This is a genomic window from Paenibacillus sonchi (genome assembly GCF_016772475.1).
Lineage (GTDB): Bacteria > Bacillota > Bacilli > Paenibacillales > Paenibacillaceae > Paenibacillus_AQ > Paenibacillus_AQ sonchi.
In genome coordinates, this window is the sequence record NZ_CP068595.1 from 564,029 (window position 1) to 580,678 (window position 16,650).

Genomic DNA, 16,650 nt, shown 5'->3' on the forward strand with positions numbered 1-16,650 from the left:
TTTCCTTCTATTCTCCAGAAGGCTCAAAACGGACGGACAATCCCACCTCAAACATCCGGTTCCACGGCATGTAGCAGTCTGTAATCTCTACCCTTCCCTCCGGGCCGTCAATTCTAACAGCCAACTCCTGACGCAGCCGTTGTTCAACCATGGACGCTACACTCCCGCGCTGCCCGTCGAGCAGATATTTGCCGAAACCCATGTCCTGGACCGGACCATCGCTGAGTTCGCCCCGGACAACCGAGCAGTAGCAGACATCTTCGGCATAACGGAGGCCGAGAAAATCCAAATGCTCCTGTGTACGTCCGTAATGCAGGTATATCATTGCCTGAGAAATGACTGTACCGAGCGTGTTCGAGCTTGTATTCCAGCCCGCATATCCGGCCAGCTTAAACAAAATATTTTTCTCCCGCAGCATCTTCACCAGCTTCCGGTCCCCGCCATTGGCGTATCCGACATCGGCTACGGCGATTGGCTTTCCCTTATGCTTCAAGATATAATCCCCGTATTCCACAATTTCCATCAGGTTCCGGTACACATCATAGCTGAAAAAGGAACCCTGCTGCGATGCCGCTTCGATCATGGTCTCACCCGGCGTATTGACCAGAAGCACGAGATCGGCCTCCCCGGCACTGGAGGCAATCAGGCCGCCCGCGGCTGTAATCTGGTACTTCAGCGTCTCATAGAAAAAACGGTCCTCGAACAGCGGGGTGACAAACGCCCCCTGTACCGATGACAGCCGCGGATAAATAAGCGGCACTGTTCCTGTGGCCTTATTGATCATCCGTGCCAGCAGGGTGCACCCCACCTCATCGGCACCAGGATACATATAAGCTCTAAGCTCCAGGTCAAGCTCAGTAATCCGTGAACGTACCTTCTGCTGGTCTTTGGCCGTATGTCCAAAGGGAGCCGAGTCATCCTGCGGAAAGATCATGAACCCGATAATGCCTTCCTTCACCAGCTCCAGCACCAGCTTGTTCGCTTCGATATTGATGCTCCGCCGGCCCAGATAATCATCCAGTATTTGCCGGGGCAGGCGGTCTTCAATTTCTGCAAGCTCCTGAAGTTCCTCGTCCGAGGCTGCTCCCAGCTCCTTGCGGTGGCTGATGAAGCCTTTGCGAAAAATTTCCCGTCCCCAGTCGGCATAGTAATCCGGTTCTTCGTCCGAAATCGAGTACTGCGGGCAGCGCATAATGAGCTGAAAGGCATAAATGACCAGCTTCGGGTGCCTGCGTTTGAAGGCGCGCAGCTTATCCAGCCTTGCAGCCAGCTCCTCCAGCTTCAAGCTATGCAATCTGGAAGGAATAATCCCTCCATATAGCAGCGTATCCAAAGCAACGACGGCTCCATCCGCCTGACAGCAGGCTTCCTCGAACCATGTCCACAACCCGTCTACATCTCCGGGACGTTTTTTCAGCCCCATCAGCTGCATCGGGGGACGCAGCACCTCAAATTCTGTTCCCCTGGCCAAAAGAGGGGGGAACCCGTAATTGCAGGGCCGCTCATCCAGCGGCACAAAAGCGATTGTGTATGACTTCGACATGAATACCCGCCATCCTCTCTGTCAGTATTCGCCATCTAACCTTTGATGGCGCCTGCGATTCCTTCCATATAATATCTCTGTGTGAACAGAAAGACGACAATAATTGGCGTAACCGATATCATAGTTCCCGCGGCAATCCAGCCAAAGTTATAGGAAAACTGGCCGTTCAGGTACGTAAGCGCTGCTGCCAGCGGATATTTTCCGGGGTCTTCAAGTACAACAATCGGCCACAGAAAGTTATTCCAGAACGCCATAACCTCAAGCAGCCCAATCACGGCAATCCCCGGTTTGACGAGCGGCAGGACCAGCTGCCAGAAGATGCGCAGCTCTGAAGCGCCATCCATTTTCCCCGAATCGCGGATATCGGACGGAACCCCCAGAAAGGTCTGGCGCATCAGAAAGATATTGAACACCGAGACGGCGGCCGGAAGCACCACGCCCAGAAATGAATTTCCCAGATGAAAGGCCTGGATGGTCAAATAATGCACGATCATCGCTGTCGAGGACGGAATAATCATAGTGGCTATCAGCAGTGAGAAGACGATATTCCGGCCTTTGAAATGAAAAACAGCCAGCGGATATGCCGTCAGACTGGACAGCAAAATATTAAATACTACCCCAAGCGCTGTAATAATGACTGTGTTCGAGATATACCGCGGGAAGGACATGAACTTCCAGACCTGCACGTAGTTGTCAAAGTCGATGAACGCCGGCAGGATGGCCGGCGGGTTTGAGAACACATTCCTGCCGGGCATCAGCGATACGCTCAGCAGCCAGAGGAAAGGTCCCATCATGAACAGGGCTAACAGAATTAACAGAGTGTAGATGATGGTATAGCGGATTCCTGTGATCAGCTGTTTGGTTGATCTGCTGGTTGGGTTCAATATGAGTTCACCCCGCCTTTCCGATTGAGCCGGAATACCAGAACGCTAAGCGCCCCTACAAGAACACTGACTATCAGGCCAAGCGCCGACGCATATCCGAAGTTGAACTGTTCCAGCCCCTTTTGAAAAATATACACGCTTGAGGTAAGAGTGGAGGTTCCCGGTCCGCCCTTTGTCAGAATGTACACCTCATCAAATACCCGGATTGCCCCCATAACCGAGATCAGTGTACAGAACAGGATATGGGGCCTCAGCAGGGGAATAGTGACATGAATAATAAGCTTCAGGAAGTTCGCCCCGTCCACTCTGGCCGCTTCATACAGATCTGAGGGAACACCCTGAAGACCTGCCAGATAGAGCATCATATAATAACCGAGGCCTTTCCACATGGTGATGAACATCAGAACGTACAGGGCAGTGCTGCTGGTTGACAGCCATGATACCTGTCCGCTGATGATACCCGCCTGTATAAGCAGATAATTAACCACCCCGTTATTGCCCAGCAGCCAGCTCCAAATCAGGGCCACCGCCACCATCGAAGTCACGACCGGAATGTAATAAGCTGTCCGGAACATCTTCACGCCCGGAATGCGGCTGTTTACAAGGATAGCCATAAGGATGGAAATCACCTGAATAACCGGAACAATCAAGACATACACCAGCGAATTCCATAACGAAATGATAAAATTGTGATCCTGAAAGGCTCTGGTAAAATTCTCAAAACCCACATAGTGCGTTTCGGTAATGACCGAATAATCGGTTAATGAAAGCGGAATTCCGTAAATGATCGGCCAGAATGTAAAAGCAGCGAGAAACAAAAGACCCGGCGTCATAAACGCCCAAGCGCTGAAAGACTCGGAACGAAACCAGCTCTTCATTCAATCTTCCTCCCTTCCGCTCTTTTCTAAAAGAGGGGAGGAGCAGCGCCTCCCCGAATCCGCAACCGGATTATGAACCCTGGCTTATGATTCTGTTCACTTCCTTCTCCACGGCATCCAGTGTCTGCTTGATGTCCGCCCCGTTTAGCAATATTTCCTGGAATCCGCGGGCAATGGCGGAGTTGATATCGGATGCGCTTGGAACTCCGACCATATAATCAGTAGCTTTATCCAGGCTTTGCGAAGAAACAACCTTCGCCTCAGCTTCAAGAGTACCGTCGGATTCCGTGAAGAAAGGATCTTGGATCGATGCTTTAGAGGACGGCAGTGTGTTGGCAACCTTGGAGAAGGAAGTCTGATTATCCGCATTGGTCACGAATGCGGCGAATTCCACCGCCTGCTCCGGATTCTTCGACTTCTGCGGCACAACCAGATCCATGGAATTGGAGAGGCGCAGGTTGGCTTTGCCTGTCGGAAGCTGAACCGCAATCGTATTTGCATACACATCCGGCGCCGAGGTTTTGATAAAATTGATAAACGTTGGTCCTGACAGCTGGAAAGCTACCTGTTCACCGGAAAAATACTGGATCTGCTTTTTGAAATCCGCATCCTCCTTCAGAACCACGCCCTCTTTCATCAAATCGCGCATTTGGGAGATCATTGCCTCAGCTTCAGGCGTATTGAAGGCCGCTGCTGTTTTGTCCTCATTCAGAATGGAGATTCCGTCTATCGGGAACAGCTTGGATACAAGCTGCTGCGCATAACCGGCCGCACCGGTCTGCTTATGAATCTGACGGGCCCACTCGATCAGCTCTTCCCGGGTTTTCGGCGGATTGGCAGGATCCAGGCCTGCCTTCTCCACGAGCTTTTTATTCATGAATAAGACTTCCGTACCTGTATACCATGGAAGAGAATAAGCTTTGCCGTCAATAACAGTAGAGTTATAAATCCCTTCAAAGTAAGAATTCCTCTCTTCACCCGTTAGATATTCCGCCAGATTCAGTAAAGCACCTTTGCTCCCCAATTGGCTGGCGAATTCTGTATTGAGATTTACTACATCGGGGCTTTTGCCGCTGGCTGTACTTGTCAGCAGCCTTTGTGAGATGGCATCGTAGGGATAATCCTTCCATTCAACCGTTACACCAGGGTGGCTTTCCTCGTATTTCGCGATCAGATCATTGAAATAGTCATTAAAGGTAGGCTGAAGGGCAATCGTCCAAAATTCCAGCGTAACAGGTTCCGCTTGGGGACTATCCGTCTGTTCAGCAGGTGCACCGGTGGCATTTGCAGTGTTGGCCGGAGCAGCCGGATTTCCATTTCCTCCACACCCGGCAAGCAGCATCGACAACGCCAATACAACGAACAGCGACAGAATAAAGAACGGTCTGTTTGTCCTCACACAAAATCCCCCTTAATAGTGGTGTAAGACGAGAGTTACGCCAATGTCAGATTCCCTAACTTAACCCTCTCTTTCTTAGGAGTATAGCAGGCTTTGCCATAAAAATGAATATTTTTTTCTAAAATAAAATAAAAAAAGAAATTCTCCTCCTTTTCAGTCCACAAAAAAGCTTGCAGAGGAAAGCGATGCCTTCCCTGCAAGCTTTTGCCGAACAATGTGAATCTGTATGACAACCCATGATTACAATAAATGCGGTTTGAAAAGTTGTGCCCATTCCCTACCCGCTTTTAGTCCAGCTGCCAAAGGGCGGCCGTCGTGGCCGGTTCCCAGCCCTGCAGCGAGGTATGCGATTGCAGGCAGATGTACGTTTTGCCGTCGTAGCTTACTTTATCGCCTGTTGTATAGGCCACTCCTGCGGCCCAGGCGGATGCGCCGGGCGTTGCGGACGGGTTGACAGTAGCGGTTGGCACGGGTGTTGCCGTCTGTACAGGCGTTGATGTTGGTTTCACCGTAGCCGTTGGCGTAGCCGTCGGCGCCGGCGTGGTGTTGCCGCAGCTGCCAATCGCTTTCCAGACCCCGAAGGTGCCGCTCAGGTCAGGGCGTTCCCCCTGTGTCCACCACTGGGCTTCATACAGCACACCTTCATAGGAGGCCTGCTGCCCCTTGGTATATACGGCTGTTGCGCTCCAAGCCTCTGCCGTACATTGTCCCGGTGTTGCCGTCGGCGTCACAGTAGATGTAGGCGTTGGGGTTGGTTTCACTGTAGCTGTTGGCGTCGGCGTCGGTGTTGCCGTCGGTTTCACTGTGGCTGTTGGCGTTGGTGTCGGTGTAGCCGTCGGTTTTACTGTGGCTGTTGGCGTTGGTGTTGGCTTCGCGGTAGCCGTTGCCGTGGCTGACGGTGTCGGGGTTGGGGTCACACCTCCATACAGCTTGTCGTATTCCTTCTGCGACGAGCTGCCGTTCAGGATAAAACGCTGCGGACCGCCGGAGAAATTCAGCTTCATCATGCCCTGCAGCTCAAGGGTCGCACCATTTGCTATGGCTTGTGATGCCGTTCCGGTCAGCCGGTAGCGGTTGAAATCCCAGGCTGTCGAGATTCGCTCCACAGCTCCCGCTCCCCAGGCTGAGGTCAGCGCAGTTGTGGTCGGCAGATCAAATTCAAGCTTCCAGCCCCCGGGAATCTCCGCTCCAGTGTTGTTGGTTATTTTCAGCGAATAGGTATAGTTCGGATGATCGTAGGTGCCGCCGAAGGAAATGCTGAAATTTTTGGGTGAAGGCAATACCGGCTTGACGGGGCCGCCCGGCGCACCAGCCGTTTTCAACTGTTCGTAGGCATAGTCAGTCAGCGAGCTGCCGTATGTGCATGTGCCGTCCGCCTGCTGGGAATAGTCTCCCGTCAGCTCCCAGAGCATCATCCCGCCGAGGCCTTTTTCCTTAATATAGTTCAGCTTGTAGCCCAGCGATTCCTTATCCTCATAAGTCAGGAACACCTTCTTGTCTGCGTTGTACAGATACGGTGTTTTGGTTACAGGGTCAAAAAACCGCTGATTGGCCGGATCTTTCAGCAGATTCAGGATATGCCAGACGGGGTTAGCCCCGGAAGGCTTCTCCGGAGCAGGATCATTCCAGATGCCGTAAATTCCGTCTGCTCCCCCGCCCGTAGTCGGAGCAGTACCATAGAGGCCCGTGTTATTTATCCCGCCGCTGACATTTTTCCAGCCCCGCGAGTAGTAAGGAACCCCAATGACGATTTTTTCAGGCGGAAGTGTACCGAGATAGTACCGGACTGCCCAGTCCGTGTTCAGCACCGGCGTACCCAGTGCAGCCGTTTCCGTGTCGCGGGAATCCGGGTAGAGGGCGGATTGCGGCCCCACATAGCCGTTCCACGCGCCGTGGAAATCATAGGTCATGAGATTTGCCCAATCCAAATAGGAATTCGCTTCACCAAGCTTCATCCCGCCGAGAACCCACGAAGAAGCCGTCGCAGCGATAGTCAGGTCATATTTCTGGTTATCCTGCGCACCCGCGAGATCCAGCTTTTCACGCAGCTTTTTCATCAGAAGCACATAGTTGTCATAATTGACCGCACGCAAAGGCTCGGCCACGGAGGAGTCAATCGGGTTGCCGGAAAGTGCGGTGCCGGACGGATATTCCCAGTCAATATCTACCCCGTTGAACTGATATGTGCGCAGAAAATCCACCACGCTGTTGGCAAAGGTCTCCCGGCCTGCCGCCGAATTCGCCATATTGTAAAAACCGCCTGAGGCGGACCAGCCGCCGACGGAAATCAGGGTGCGCACATCCGGGTAGAGCCGTTTGTATTTGATCAGCTGATTAAAATGCCCTTTGAACGGCACATCGGTAAGCTGACCGGAATAGTCTTTTTCAATCGCCGCTGCACGGTCCATGAAGTCAATTTTGTTCTGGGCATTCACTTTGGCAAAAGCATAGTTAATGTGTGTGATTTTGCTCCAAGGAATTTTGCTCACCGTATAAAAGCCTTTGTTCTCCTGATCCCCCCATTCAGGGAAATAGGCAACAATCTTGCGGGGATGGTCCGCAGCAGGCGGTGGTGCCTCAGCAGCAGCTCCGGCCGCGACTGCCACCAGCTTAGCGCTGCTTCCTGACCCTGGATAGAAGGGCAAGAGAAGGGTCAGCCCCATCAATACCGCCAGCAGAGAAGGTAATGTTACACGCCTTGACTTCAATCGTTTCATCTTGCATTCCTCCACTTTCAGATCATGTTATTGCCATAAAATGCAGAAACGGCGTTCGCTTGCACAAATCCTGTACCGTTAAAATAAACCCGGAAGGGAGGTTGCTGCCGGAACGCCGTTGTATGATGCCTGCCCTATTATTCTAGTTCAGCTGCCATAGGGCCGGTGTTACCGCCGGTTCCCAGCCCTCCAGCGAGGTATGAGATTGCAGGCAGGTGTACGTTTTGCCGCTGTAGCTTACTTTATCGCCTGTTGTATAGGCCACTCCTGCGGCCCAGGCGGATGCGCCGGGCGTGGCCGACGGATTGACTGTAGCGGTTGGCACGGGTGTTGCCGTCTGTACAGGTGTTGATGTTGGTTTCACCGTAGCCGTCGGCGTTGGCGTTGGCGTGGTGTTGCCGCAGCTGCCGATCGCCTTCCAGACCCCGAAGGCCCCGCTCAGATCAGGGCGTTCCCCCTGTGTCCACCACTGGGCTTCATACAGCACACCTCCATAGGAGGCCTGCTGCCCCTTGGTATATACGGCTGTTGCGCTCCAAGCCTCCGCCGAACATTGCCCCGGTGTTGCCGTCGGCGTCACAGTAGATGTAGGCGTTGGGGTTGGTTTCACTGTAGCCGTTGGCGTCGGCGTCGGTGTAGCTGTTGGCGTCGGTGTAGCCGTCGGTTTCACTGTGGCCGTTGGCGTTGCTGTTGGTTTCACTGTAGCTGTCGGCGTAGGGGTCGGCACTACTCCGCCGCCCAGATCGGTGTTCAGCTTGGTTTGCAGCGTTTTGTTGCGGTCGCCGCTGGTCTCCCAGAACATCGCTCCTGCTAGACCTTTGGTTTTGATGTAGCTGGTTTTATAGCCGATGGACTCCGCGTCATCATAGCTGATGAATGTTTGTGTAGACGGATTATAGAGATATGGAACTTTAGCGGTGTTGTTCCAGTAGCGCGTATAACCGTTTTTGTTAATATAGTTGGCTTCGAGATCCCAGAAATCATAATTCCCCTTTTCCCAAGTGCCTGTAGACGAAATACCGGCTGACACCTGATATTGCCCGTTTCCTGTACCCGGCGCACCGCCCCAGCCGCGTCCATAGAACGGCAGGCCCAAGACCAATTTGTTCGCAGGGACTCCGTTTGCCAGATAGCTTGTGACAGCCTTGTCGATATTGAAATTCGCCGGATCGCTCAGACCTGACGAGGCTGCCGCCGGGTCATAGTAGAGCGGAGAATTGTGTCCGGTAGTCGTGTTCCAGCTGCCGTTGAAGTCATAGGTCATAATGTTGATCCAGTCGACAATGGCCGCAATCCCGCTGAGATTGTTATTCTGAACGTAGGCAGGGCTTGCACCGGAGGCAATGGTCAGCAGATAGGTTTTGCCGTCAGCGGTTCCGGCGGCATTCAGCTTTTCACGGATTTTCTGCAGCAGCAGCACATAATTCTGCTTATCCTCCGGACGGTAGCTGTTGCCTGCCAGCCCTCCGCTGACCGGGTATTCCCAGTCCAGATCGACACCATCCATATGATATTTGCGGATGAAATCGACTGCGGAATTCGCGAATACTTCGCGGGTCGCTGCTGTAGCGGCAACATCCGAGAAACGGTTTGACCAGGTCCAGCCGCCAATGGATATCACCGTTTTGAGATTCGGGTTCTTTTCTTTCAGTTTCCAGAGCTGCTTCAGGTTGCCTTTAATCGGATCATCCCACTTGTCATCCCCGAAGCTTTTCTGGGCATCAATCCAGGGATCACCCAGCACAACCGTTCCATTCGGAACGCTGATCGTTTGGCCTTGCTCATTTTGGCAGGTCCAGGTGACCGGATTCGGTCCGGTCGGGTCAGGATTGCCGTGAACCCCGTTCCAGCATATATCGGCAAACGCGTAGTTGATCACATTCATTTTACCGGGATCGATATCCGTTACGTTGTAGGACCGCCCGTAGGCCGCCCAGGAAGCATAATAACCGACGAGCTTGTAACCCGCAGCCGCATTTGCAGTTTTGACACTGGTGCCTATCGTTGAAAAGAGTGCGATTACAAGAGCAACGGCCATGCCAAGCGCAAAGGTTTTTCGAAATCTGCTGTTTTTCGACTTCATTTTCATTTACCTCCTCGGTTCAATGCATAGCTTACAGTACTGCTTTACAGGCAAAGCTCCCCAAAGTCACCTCCTGGTTCGGATTCACCTTCATCCAGTGTCTCTATCAGATTCACGAGATCAGGATGGTAGATTAAGCACACAAAAAAGCGCACGAAAAATAATCTGTGCCCTTACTGGTGTTGCTGTTCACGGGTTGCAATCTCGGTAATGTTGTCCGGGCACCTGCTTATACCTGCATAACGGTTGGGGGATGGTGAGCATGTGGGAGAATTTATAACGCAAGAAGGATGAAGGCAATCTTATTGTCATATAAAGCACCTGATTAATCTAGGGAGAAATTTCCATAGTCGGGGGATAATATCATCTAATTTCCAAATTATGTACCAAAAAAAGGCTATACTGTCCCTCACTTGGGCAGCATAGCCTTCATTCATTTTAAGTTAGGGTTGCTTTTACTGATTCTGCTGTCCCTGCTGTCCCTGCTGCGCCGCAAGCTTCCCGGTTAAGAGCATAAGCGCCTTGCCCCGGTGGCTGATCGCCTGCTTCTCTTCCAGCGTCAGCTCGGCCATGGTTTTTTCATACTCTGCCAGGTAAAAGAGGGGATCATAGCCGAAGCCGCCTGCCCCCGCCTGCTCAGAGGTGATCCAGCCTTCCACGGTTCCCTCAGCAGTCAATTCTGTGCCCGTCACTGGATCGTACAAAGACAAAGCACAGACAAAGCGGGCTGTACTTAGCAGCGGCTGGCCGGTGTCTTCCCCCTGCTTCAGCTTCTCCAGCTCGTTCAGCAGCTTCAGATTATTCTCCATATCGTCCGCGCCTTCACCCGCATAACGGGCCGAGTAGACCCCCGGTTTTCCATCCAGGGCATCGACACAGAGACCGGAGTCATCCGCCAGAACGGGGAAGCCGAGGGCGTCCCCGACCGCTTTTGACTTTTTCAGCGCATTCTCGGCAAAAGTCGTTCCATCCTCCACCACATCGGGCAGACCGGGATAATCGAACATGCTTTTAACGGTCAGGCCAAGCGGTGCAAACGCATGCTGGAACTCGCGCACCTTGCCTTGATTCTTCGTCGCTACAATCAGAACACCGCTGCCGGACTCCATACTACACCTCTTGGCCGGTTTGGCCTGCAGGAATTTTGAGCGCGATGGCTCCCAGCACTTCCTTCTGCACAGCGATCAGCTCATAAATCCCCTTCTCGCCCAGGCCCAGCAGCTGATCCAGCTCCTGGCGGGTGAACGGACGCTCTTCGCCGGTGCCCTGGACCTCTACAAAAGCCCCGCCGCCGGTCATCACCACATTCATATCGACCTTCGCCTTGGAATCCTCTTCATAGTTCAGATCGAGCAGCGTCTCATCGCCGACAACCCCCACGCTGATCGCCGCCAGATAATCTGTAATCGGAAACACGCTCAGCTTATGCTGCAGCGCAATTTTGTTAACCGCAAAAGCCATGGCTACAAAAGCACCCGTAATCGAAGCCGTCCGGGTCCCGCCGTCTGCCTGAATGACATCGCAGTCCAGCGTAATGCTGCGCTCGCCGAGAGCATGCAGGTTCACCACGGAACGCAGTGCCCGGCCGATCAGCCGCTGTATTTCCATCGTGCGTCCGGTCAGCTTGCCGCGTGCCGCTTCCCGCTGGTTGCGCGTCTGTGTGGCACGGGGAAGCATGGAGTACTCAGCCGTGACCCAGCCTTTGCCCTGTCCTTTCAGGAACGGGGGAACCTTCTCGTCCACAGTTGCGGTACAAATGACCTTGGTGTCCCCCATTTCAATGATTACAGAACCTTCAGCATATTTATTGGTTTGGGTGGTTATTGTCAGCGGCCTAAGCTGATCTGCATGGCGCCCGTTTGATCTCATCTTTTCTGCCTCCTACATCTTTAGCTCTAAGTTTGTTGTGAATTCCGCCTGGCCCTGTGCACGTATGTTTACGGGTAATAAAGCCCCTGCAGCAACATTTCGCCCTCTTATATTCTAAGCAGAAAGGGATGCCGTCCTCGACTGCTCAGGACGGCATCACCATTAAAGTTCATCTATAAGATTTGGAAGAGCTTACGCGACAGCTTAGTGTCTTGTTCCCGCAGCACAGATACCTGCAACGCTTACGGCAAACAGCCGGTTCAGGAGAGTTCTTTCTCCTTCCAGGCAGCCGTTTCTTGTTAGCAAGCTTTATTCTACCAAAGAGCAGGCATAAAAGCATCTTTTGACCTTGCTTTCGATTCTACAGCGGGAGTACGTTCACATATTCCGGCGCCGAAACCGGCTGTCCGTAATCTACATTATTGGTGCCGGTAACGGTCTTTTGCCCGTTCATGCGGATTTGTACCAGAGCATCGTCCGAGTTCTGAGCAACGGTAAGCACGACCGATTCCAGCATTTCCGCCGGTATGCCCTTGCCGTCGGCGAACATATCATCGTTGAGGGAAACCGTGACCACTCCGTTCTGGCCCGCTTCCACGGAATCCAGCACAGTTTCCTGGGTCATCACCATCTCCAGCCCCTTCTCTGATTCCGGTCCGGCAATCAGCTCATTCAGCGCCGCTTTCAGCGTATCCTGCCCTGCGGGTACAAAGCGGGTAACAGGTACATAATACTGATGAGTGCCGTCAGACGTTGCTGCGGAAAAATATACGGTAACCGCGCTTGAATTCATCAGCAGCGGGCCGTGTTTCGGCAGGTTGATTCCCAGAGTGCGTGTTAACGGGCGGTCCAGCGGTGTGTCCTGCAGCGGCATCTCCGTAAGCTTCTTGCCATCCACCCACAGCTGCACTCCCTGAATCCCGTCCTGGCCGGTAAGTGTCCAGGTGATCGCTTCAAGGATTTTGCGCTCATCTGCGGGTTCGTAATCGTTAAACTTGGAATTGAACTCAACCACAGCCAGCTTATCCTTGTCTACGGTGATGTTCTTTACCTCTGTACCGGCAGGAAGCACACCCTTGAAGCCTTCCGGCAATGCCGAAGCATATTGCCCCTTGCTGACGAGCGCAGCAAGCGAATCCTTCAGCATGGCGGTGTTATCGCCTTCCGGCAAGCTTAGGGATACCGGTGCGAGCAGGCCGTTGCCATCCTCCAGGAAAACGGTTGTCCGTTCCCCGGCTGCAGCCGCAGGCGCAGTATCCGTGCTCACCCCTGCCGCAAGATCGGCCTCATCCAGCGCTACAGGCCCGAGTACCCCTGTATCCGGCGTTCCCTCGCCGCTGACCTGCAGCATCTGCGCTTCGACCTCGCTGGGGGGCGGGTCTACCGATGCCGACTCCGAGCCGAACAGGCCGCAGCCGGACAAGGTTAATGGAACTGCGAGCAGGCAAGCCGCGGACAGCCCGCGGATTGGTTTCATATGCTTCATGAATGATTACCCCTTTCAACGCTTGAGATCAGTTGTACTGCTATGTATACGAGCCCTCTGCTCAAAAAATAACAACAGCTTATCCTAAATTGCCGGTTTCTGGACAATTACTGCACAGGCAGGGTACAATTTTCTAAACCAATCAAACTAAGACTTAAATTACGGGGTGACTGAACATGGCTGATGCTAGTGCAAAAATACCTTACAGTCTAAACAGCAAAAAGGTCGCGGAAGCAACCACATTCTGGCTGCATAAACGCGGAGTAACCTTGGAAGAAATCGCCGAGCTGGTGATGCTGCTGCAGAAGAAATACTATCCGAATCTGACCATGGAAGAGTGTGTGCATAACGTAGAGATGGTGCTAAGCAAACGCGAGGTGCAGAATGCTGTGCTGACCGGCATCCAGCTGGATGTGCTGGCCGAAGAGGGCAAGCTGCTCTCCCCTCTGCAGGATATGATTGAAAACGACGAAAGCTTATACGGCGTAGATGAAATTCTGGCTTTTTCAATTGTGAACGTATACGGGAGCATCGGCTTCACCAACTATGGTTATGTGGACAAGCTGAAGCCCGGTGTGCTGGAGCGTCTGAATGACAAAACCACCGGCCAAATCCATACCTATCTGGACGATATTGTCGGGGCTGTAGCTGCTGCCGCCAGCTCCCGCATCGCACACCGGAAGCAGGCCGAGCGCGAACAGGAGCTGGGCCAGCCGCATGCGCCCGAAGATCTTGAGGCAGCCTCCCGGAAGGCGGCAACGGACAAGCTGCAGCACGAGTGAAGCGGGCAAGCTTTGCCGGATGGGTATATCTATTTCGGGCAGAATCTCGGGCAGAATCAGGTAGATGCTCGGCAGAATCGGCGAGATGTTCGCGGAATACCGGGTAGATGCTCGGCGGAATTTAGCACGTCCCCACCCTTTTACCGGCCTGCAGAAATAGGTTTACGTTTTTCCGTACCCTGGGTTTTGGCAGTAAGAACGCTTGGAATAATAGATTGGAAAGAAGGTGAACACCAGGATGACCTATTCGTTTGTAATCAGCCCGGTGTCAGTACAGGATTTTGAGAGCGAAGATGAGCTGATCGAGCGCTGCAAGGAATGGAATCTTTTGTCCAGTACAGCTACCCGGGTAAAAACTTATCTGTATAAGCGGCAAGGGTTCACGCTGCCTTGTGAAATTGTCGGATATGTGGATCCTCAGACCGTTGTGATTCAGTTCGAGAATAAGCAGCAGCACTGCATTCATCCCGCTTATCTAAAAGAAATGCAGACCGCCGCCTTCGGCTCAAGGGCAGGCGCAGCTTCCGATGCAGTTAAGACGGAGGACTCCCCGACCTCTTCCGAAGAGGTTATGGAGGAAGACAAGGATGCAGACGCTGTAGATGCAGCACCCGGAGCTGAAGGGGACGAAAACGTCCAGGCCGCAGCCGGAACGTCTGCAGGCACTGGGGCAGGTGCAACACTTGCTGGGGCAGGTGCAGATGTTGATGGGGCGGGTGCTGCTGTTGCCGGGGCAAGTGCTGCTGTTGTTGGGGCAGGTGCTGCTGTTGCCGGGACAGGTGCTGCCGAGGTAGATGCGACAGTTGCTGGGGCAGCACCTGCCGATGAAACGCCAGAGGCTCCGAAGAAGCCGGCTAAATCCAAAAAGAAACCGGCCCTTGTCCTGCCGGACGAGAAACTCCAGATGACAGCCACCGTCAAAGAGTTCACAACCGTGCCCAATCATTTCTCGGATAACGACGACGAGGTAATCATTTATGAGGGAGTGACCGTGGAGGGACAAGATCTTGCCATCGAGGAAGTCTGGTCCAGCCACAGCGCCACGCTGAAAAAGCTGGAGCTGGCTGTTGGCGACACCCTCTCCTTCGAGGCAAAGGTCGTCGCCAAAAAGCTCACCCAGCATCCGGTCAAATACAAAATCAACAACCCGTCCAAGATAAAAAAAGTGGACTAGCCGTCTATATGCAGTGCGAACAACCCCGGGCGCTTCAACCAGCCCGGGGTTCTTCAACAACGGCATTTCTGCCGTTGTTTCGGAGCAAACCCGCCGGCGGTGCTTCAACAACGGCACTTTTGCCGTTGTTTCGGGGCAAACCCGCTACGGGCGCTTCAACAACGGCACTTTTGCCGTTGTAGATATACACTGTTCCCCACGGCAGTCCAGCCGTCTTGAATTTCAGTCTAGCGTTACCTGGAGAACGACTCCCCATGAATCCCACGGCAACTCTAAGTGGAAAAAGGGAAACTAATTTGCTTGCTCACCCTTTTTTTCAGCAGATGAAGTGGAAAAAGGTACACTAATTCAGCTCATTTCGCCATTGGACGAGGAATTTATCCCCATTAAGTTTACTTTTTCCATCTAATTCTCAGAATTTTTGAATTCCGGGAAAAATAAGCTCCCTTTTTCCAACTAGCGTTTGCGAATAAGCCAGTGAGCACGCACTAGTTGGAATGAGGAGATCTAGAATGATCCCTCAACTTTATAATTTCCAAGATTCGGCCTTCACCGGTTCAACAACGGCACTTTTACCGAACAATCTAGTCTGCGGGACTTCATCAACGGCATTTCTGCCGTTGTTTCGGAGCGAATCCGCCTCGTGGGCTTCATTAACGCACTTTTACCGTTGTTGATCCAAAAAAGCCAGGCTGCGCATACATGGTTCACCCCGTATACGCGGCCTGGCCTCTATTCTCGGGTTCCCTCCGTATACGCAACCTGGCCTCTATTCATCTGCTGCCGGGCGGGCAGCCTGATTAACTGCCGCGAACATCGTCACCCCGCCGGGCTCCGGCCCGGTGACTTCCGCCCGCTCCCGGCGCACCAGCTCGGCCAGATGCGCCAGCGCCTCGCTCATCGCGAACCGCATCTGGTGCGCGCTGGACACGCGGCTGCGGAACAGCGCTTCGCATACCGCGAAGCCGCTGAGCGGGCCGCCCGCGAGCAGAGCGGCTGCCTGCTCCAGCCGCTCTTCGTGATGGCGCAGCAGGCTGTCCGCCCGCTCCGTGAAGCCCGTGAACGGTTCCCGGTGTCCCGGGAACGCACGGGTCACCCGGAGGCTGCGCAGCTCGCGCAGCCCCTCCATGAAGGTGCGCAGCGGCTGCGGATCGCTGCCCGGCTGCAGGCTGATGTTGGGCGAGATCTGCGGCAGCACGGCATCGCCGCAGAGAATCTGCCCGCTGCCGCCGTGATAAAAGGACAAATGCCCCGGCGCATGTCCGCCGGTTACCAGCGGCTGCCATTTGCGGTTGCCCATGATGAACGGCTCTGCCGCGTTGATATAGGCCACCTCCGGCTGCGGGGTGACCTGGGGCAGGAAGCTCTCCAGATGCTCCCTGATTCCCTGTACCCAGTCCTCCGGCATGCCGTAGCGGAGGAAGAACAGCGGCAGCGCTTCATTCAGAATCCCCTCCGCTCCCCAGGTCAGCCGGGCTTCTTCATGGGCCCGTTCCGACATCCAGACCTTGCCGCCGCTGCGGGCCTGCAGCCAGCCGGCAAGACCGTAATGGTCCGGATGATGATGCGTCACCACGATATCCCGGATTGCGCTCCAGGAACAGTCCAGCTCCTGAAGCACAGCTTCCCATGCCGCTTCCGCCTCAGGCGTGTGCGGCCCGGGGTCAATCACCGTAAGCTGTCCGTTCCGGTCAGGCAGAATATAGCTGTTCACCTGGCGCAGCGGCGGAGCCATCGGAACCGAGAACTGGAGAATGCCGCCTTCCCATGTGGTGATGTCTGTCTTTGGCATCATGCCGTCGCCGCCTCCCCTGAATCTTCTCCCTGATACCATC

The 16,650-nt window shown here is 53.8% G+C and carries 13 protein-coding genes; 2 read left to right on the top strand and 11 right to left on the bottom strand.

Annotated elements, in window-relative coordinates; all coding sequences use genetic code 11:
- Positions 1-7: 7 nt before the first annotated feature.
- The 9 genes from JI735_RS02545 to JI735_RS02585 all read right to left on the bottom strand — a co-directional run bounded on the left by JI735_RS02545 (position 8) and on the right by JI735_RS02585 (position 12,859).
- A complete protein-coding gene (locus JI735_RS02545) occupies positions 8-1,543 on the bottom strand; it encodes a DUF4127 family protein (RefSeq protein WP_039838089.1) in 1,536 nt (511 codons plus the stop codon).
- Positions 1,544-1,578: 35 nt separating this feature from the next.
- A complete protein-coding gene (locus JI735_RS02550) occupies positions 1,579-2,427 on the bottom strand; it encodes a carbohydrate ABC transporter permease (RefSeq protein WP_233476213.1) in 849 nt (282 codons plus the stop codon).
- A complete protein-coding gene (locus JI735_RS02555) occupies positions 2,424-3,305 on the bottom strand; it encodes a carbohydrate ABC transporter permease (protein ID WP_039838091.1) in 882 nt (293 codons plus the stop codon). The genes JI735_RS02550 and JI735_RS02555 overlap by 4 nt, the downstream gene beginning before the upstream one ends.
- A 70-nt stretch (positions 3,306-3,375) precedes the next feature.
- A complete protein-coding gene (locus JI735_RS02560; protein WP_039838092.1) occupies positions 3,376-4,704 on the bottom strand; it encodes an ABC transporter substrate-binding protein in 1,329 nt (442 codons plus the stop codon).
- Between the two features lie 287 nt (positions 4,705-4,991).
- Positions 4,992-7,421: a glycosyl hydrolase family 18 protein gene (locus JI735_RS02565; RefSeq protein ID WP_202677017.1), complete on the bottom strand. Its 2,430-nt coding sequence runs from the start codon at positions 7,419-7,421 to the stop codon at positions 4,992-4,994.
- A gap of 142 nt (positions 7,422-7,563) precedes the next feature.
- Positions 7,564-9,504 (bottom strand): glycosyl hydrolase family 18 protein, encoded by a 1,941-nt coding sequence (locus JI735_RS02570; protein WP_202677018.1) that lies wholly within the window; start codon positions 9,502-9,504, stop codon positions 7,564-7,566.
- A 455-nt stretch (positions 9,505-9,959) separates the two neighbouring features.
- Entirely contained in the window at positions 9,960-10,613 is a 654-nt protein-coding gene (locus JI735_RS02575; protein ID WP_039838098.1) for an XTP/dITP diphosphatase, read from the bottom strand.
- A 1-nt stretch (position 10,614) separates the two neighbouring features.
- Positions 10,615-11,373 (bottom strand): ribonuclease PH, encoded by a 759-nt coding sequence (gene rph / locus JI735_RS02580; protein WP_039838099.1) that lies wholly within the window; start codon positions 11,371-11,373, stop codon positions 10,615-10,617.
- 361 nt (positions 11,374-11,734) lie between these two features.
- On the bottom strand, positions 11,735-12,859 hold the full coding sequence (locus JI735_RS02585; RefSeq protein WP_039838100.1) for a GerMN domain-containing protein: 1,125 nt from the start codon (positions 12,857-12,859) through the stop codon (positions 11,735-11,737).
- A 176-nt stretch (positions 12,860-13,035) separates the two neighbouring features.
- Here JI735_RS02585 and JI735_RS02590 point away from each other — a divergent pair, with 176 nt between their 5' ends.
- Positions 13,036-13,641: a phosphatidylglycerophosphatase A family protein gene (locus JI735_RS02590; protein WP_039838101.1), complete on the top strand. Its 606-nt coding sequence runs from the start codon at positions 13,036-13,038 to the stop codon at positions 13,639-13,641.
- A gap of 238 nt (positions 13,642-13,879) precedes the next feature.
- The gene (locus JI735_RS02595) at positions 13,880-14,815 is read left to right on the top strand and encodes a hypothetical protein (protein WP_039838102.1); all 936 of its coding nucleotides are present in this window, start codon (positions 13,880-13,882) and stop codon (positions 14,813-14,815) included.
- 34 nt (positions 14,816-14,849) lie between these two features.
- Here JI735_RS02595 and JI735_RS35190 read toward each other — a convergent pair whose 3' ends face one another.
- Both JI735_RS35190 and JI735_RS02605 read right to left on the bottom strand, forming a co-directional pair.
- The gene (locus tag JI735_RS35190) at positions 14,850-15,071 is read right to left on the bottom strand and encodes a hypothetical protein (protein WP_233476214.1); all 222 of its coding nucleotides are present in this window, start codon (positions 15,069-15,071) and stop codon (positions 14,850-14,852) included.
- Between the two features lie 513 nt (positions 15,072-15,584).
- A complete protein-coding gene (locus JI735_RS02605; RefSeq protein WP_325175570.1) occupies positions 15,585-16,610 on the bottom strand; it encodes an MBL fold metallo-hydrolase in 1,026 nt (341 codons plus the stop codon).
- Between the last annotated feature and the right edge of the window lie 40 nt (positions 16,611-16,650).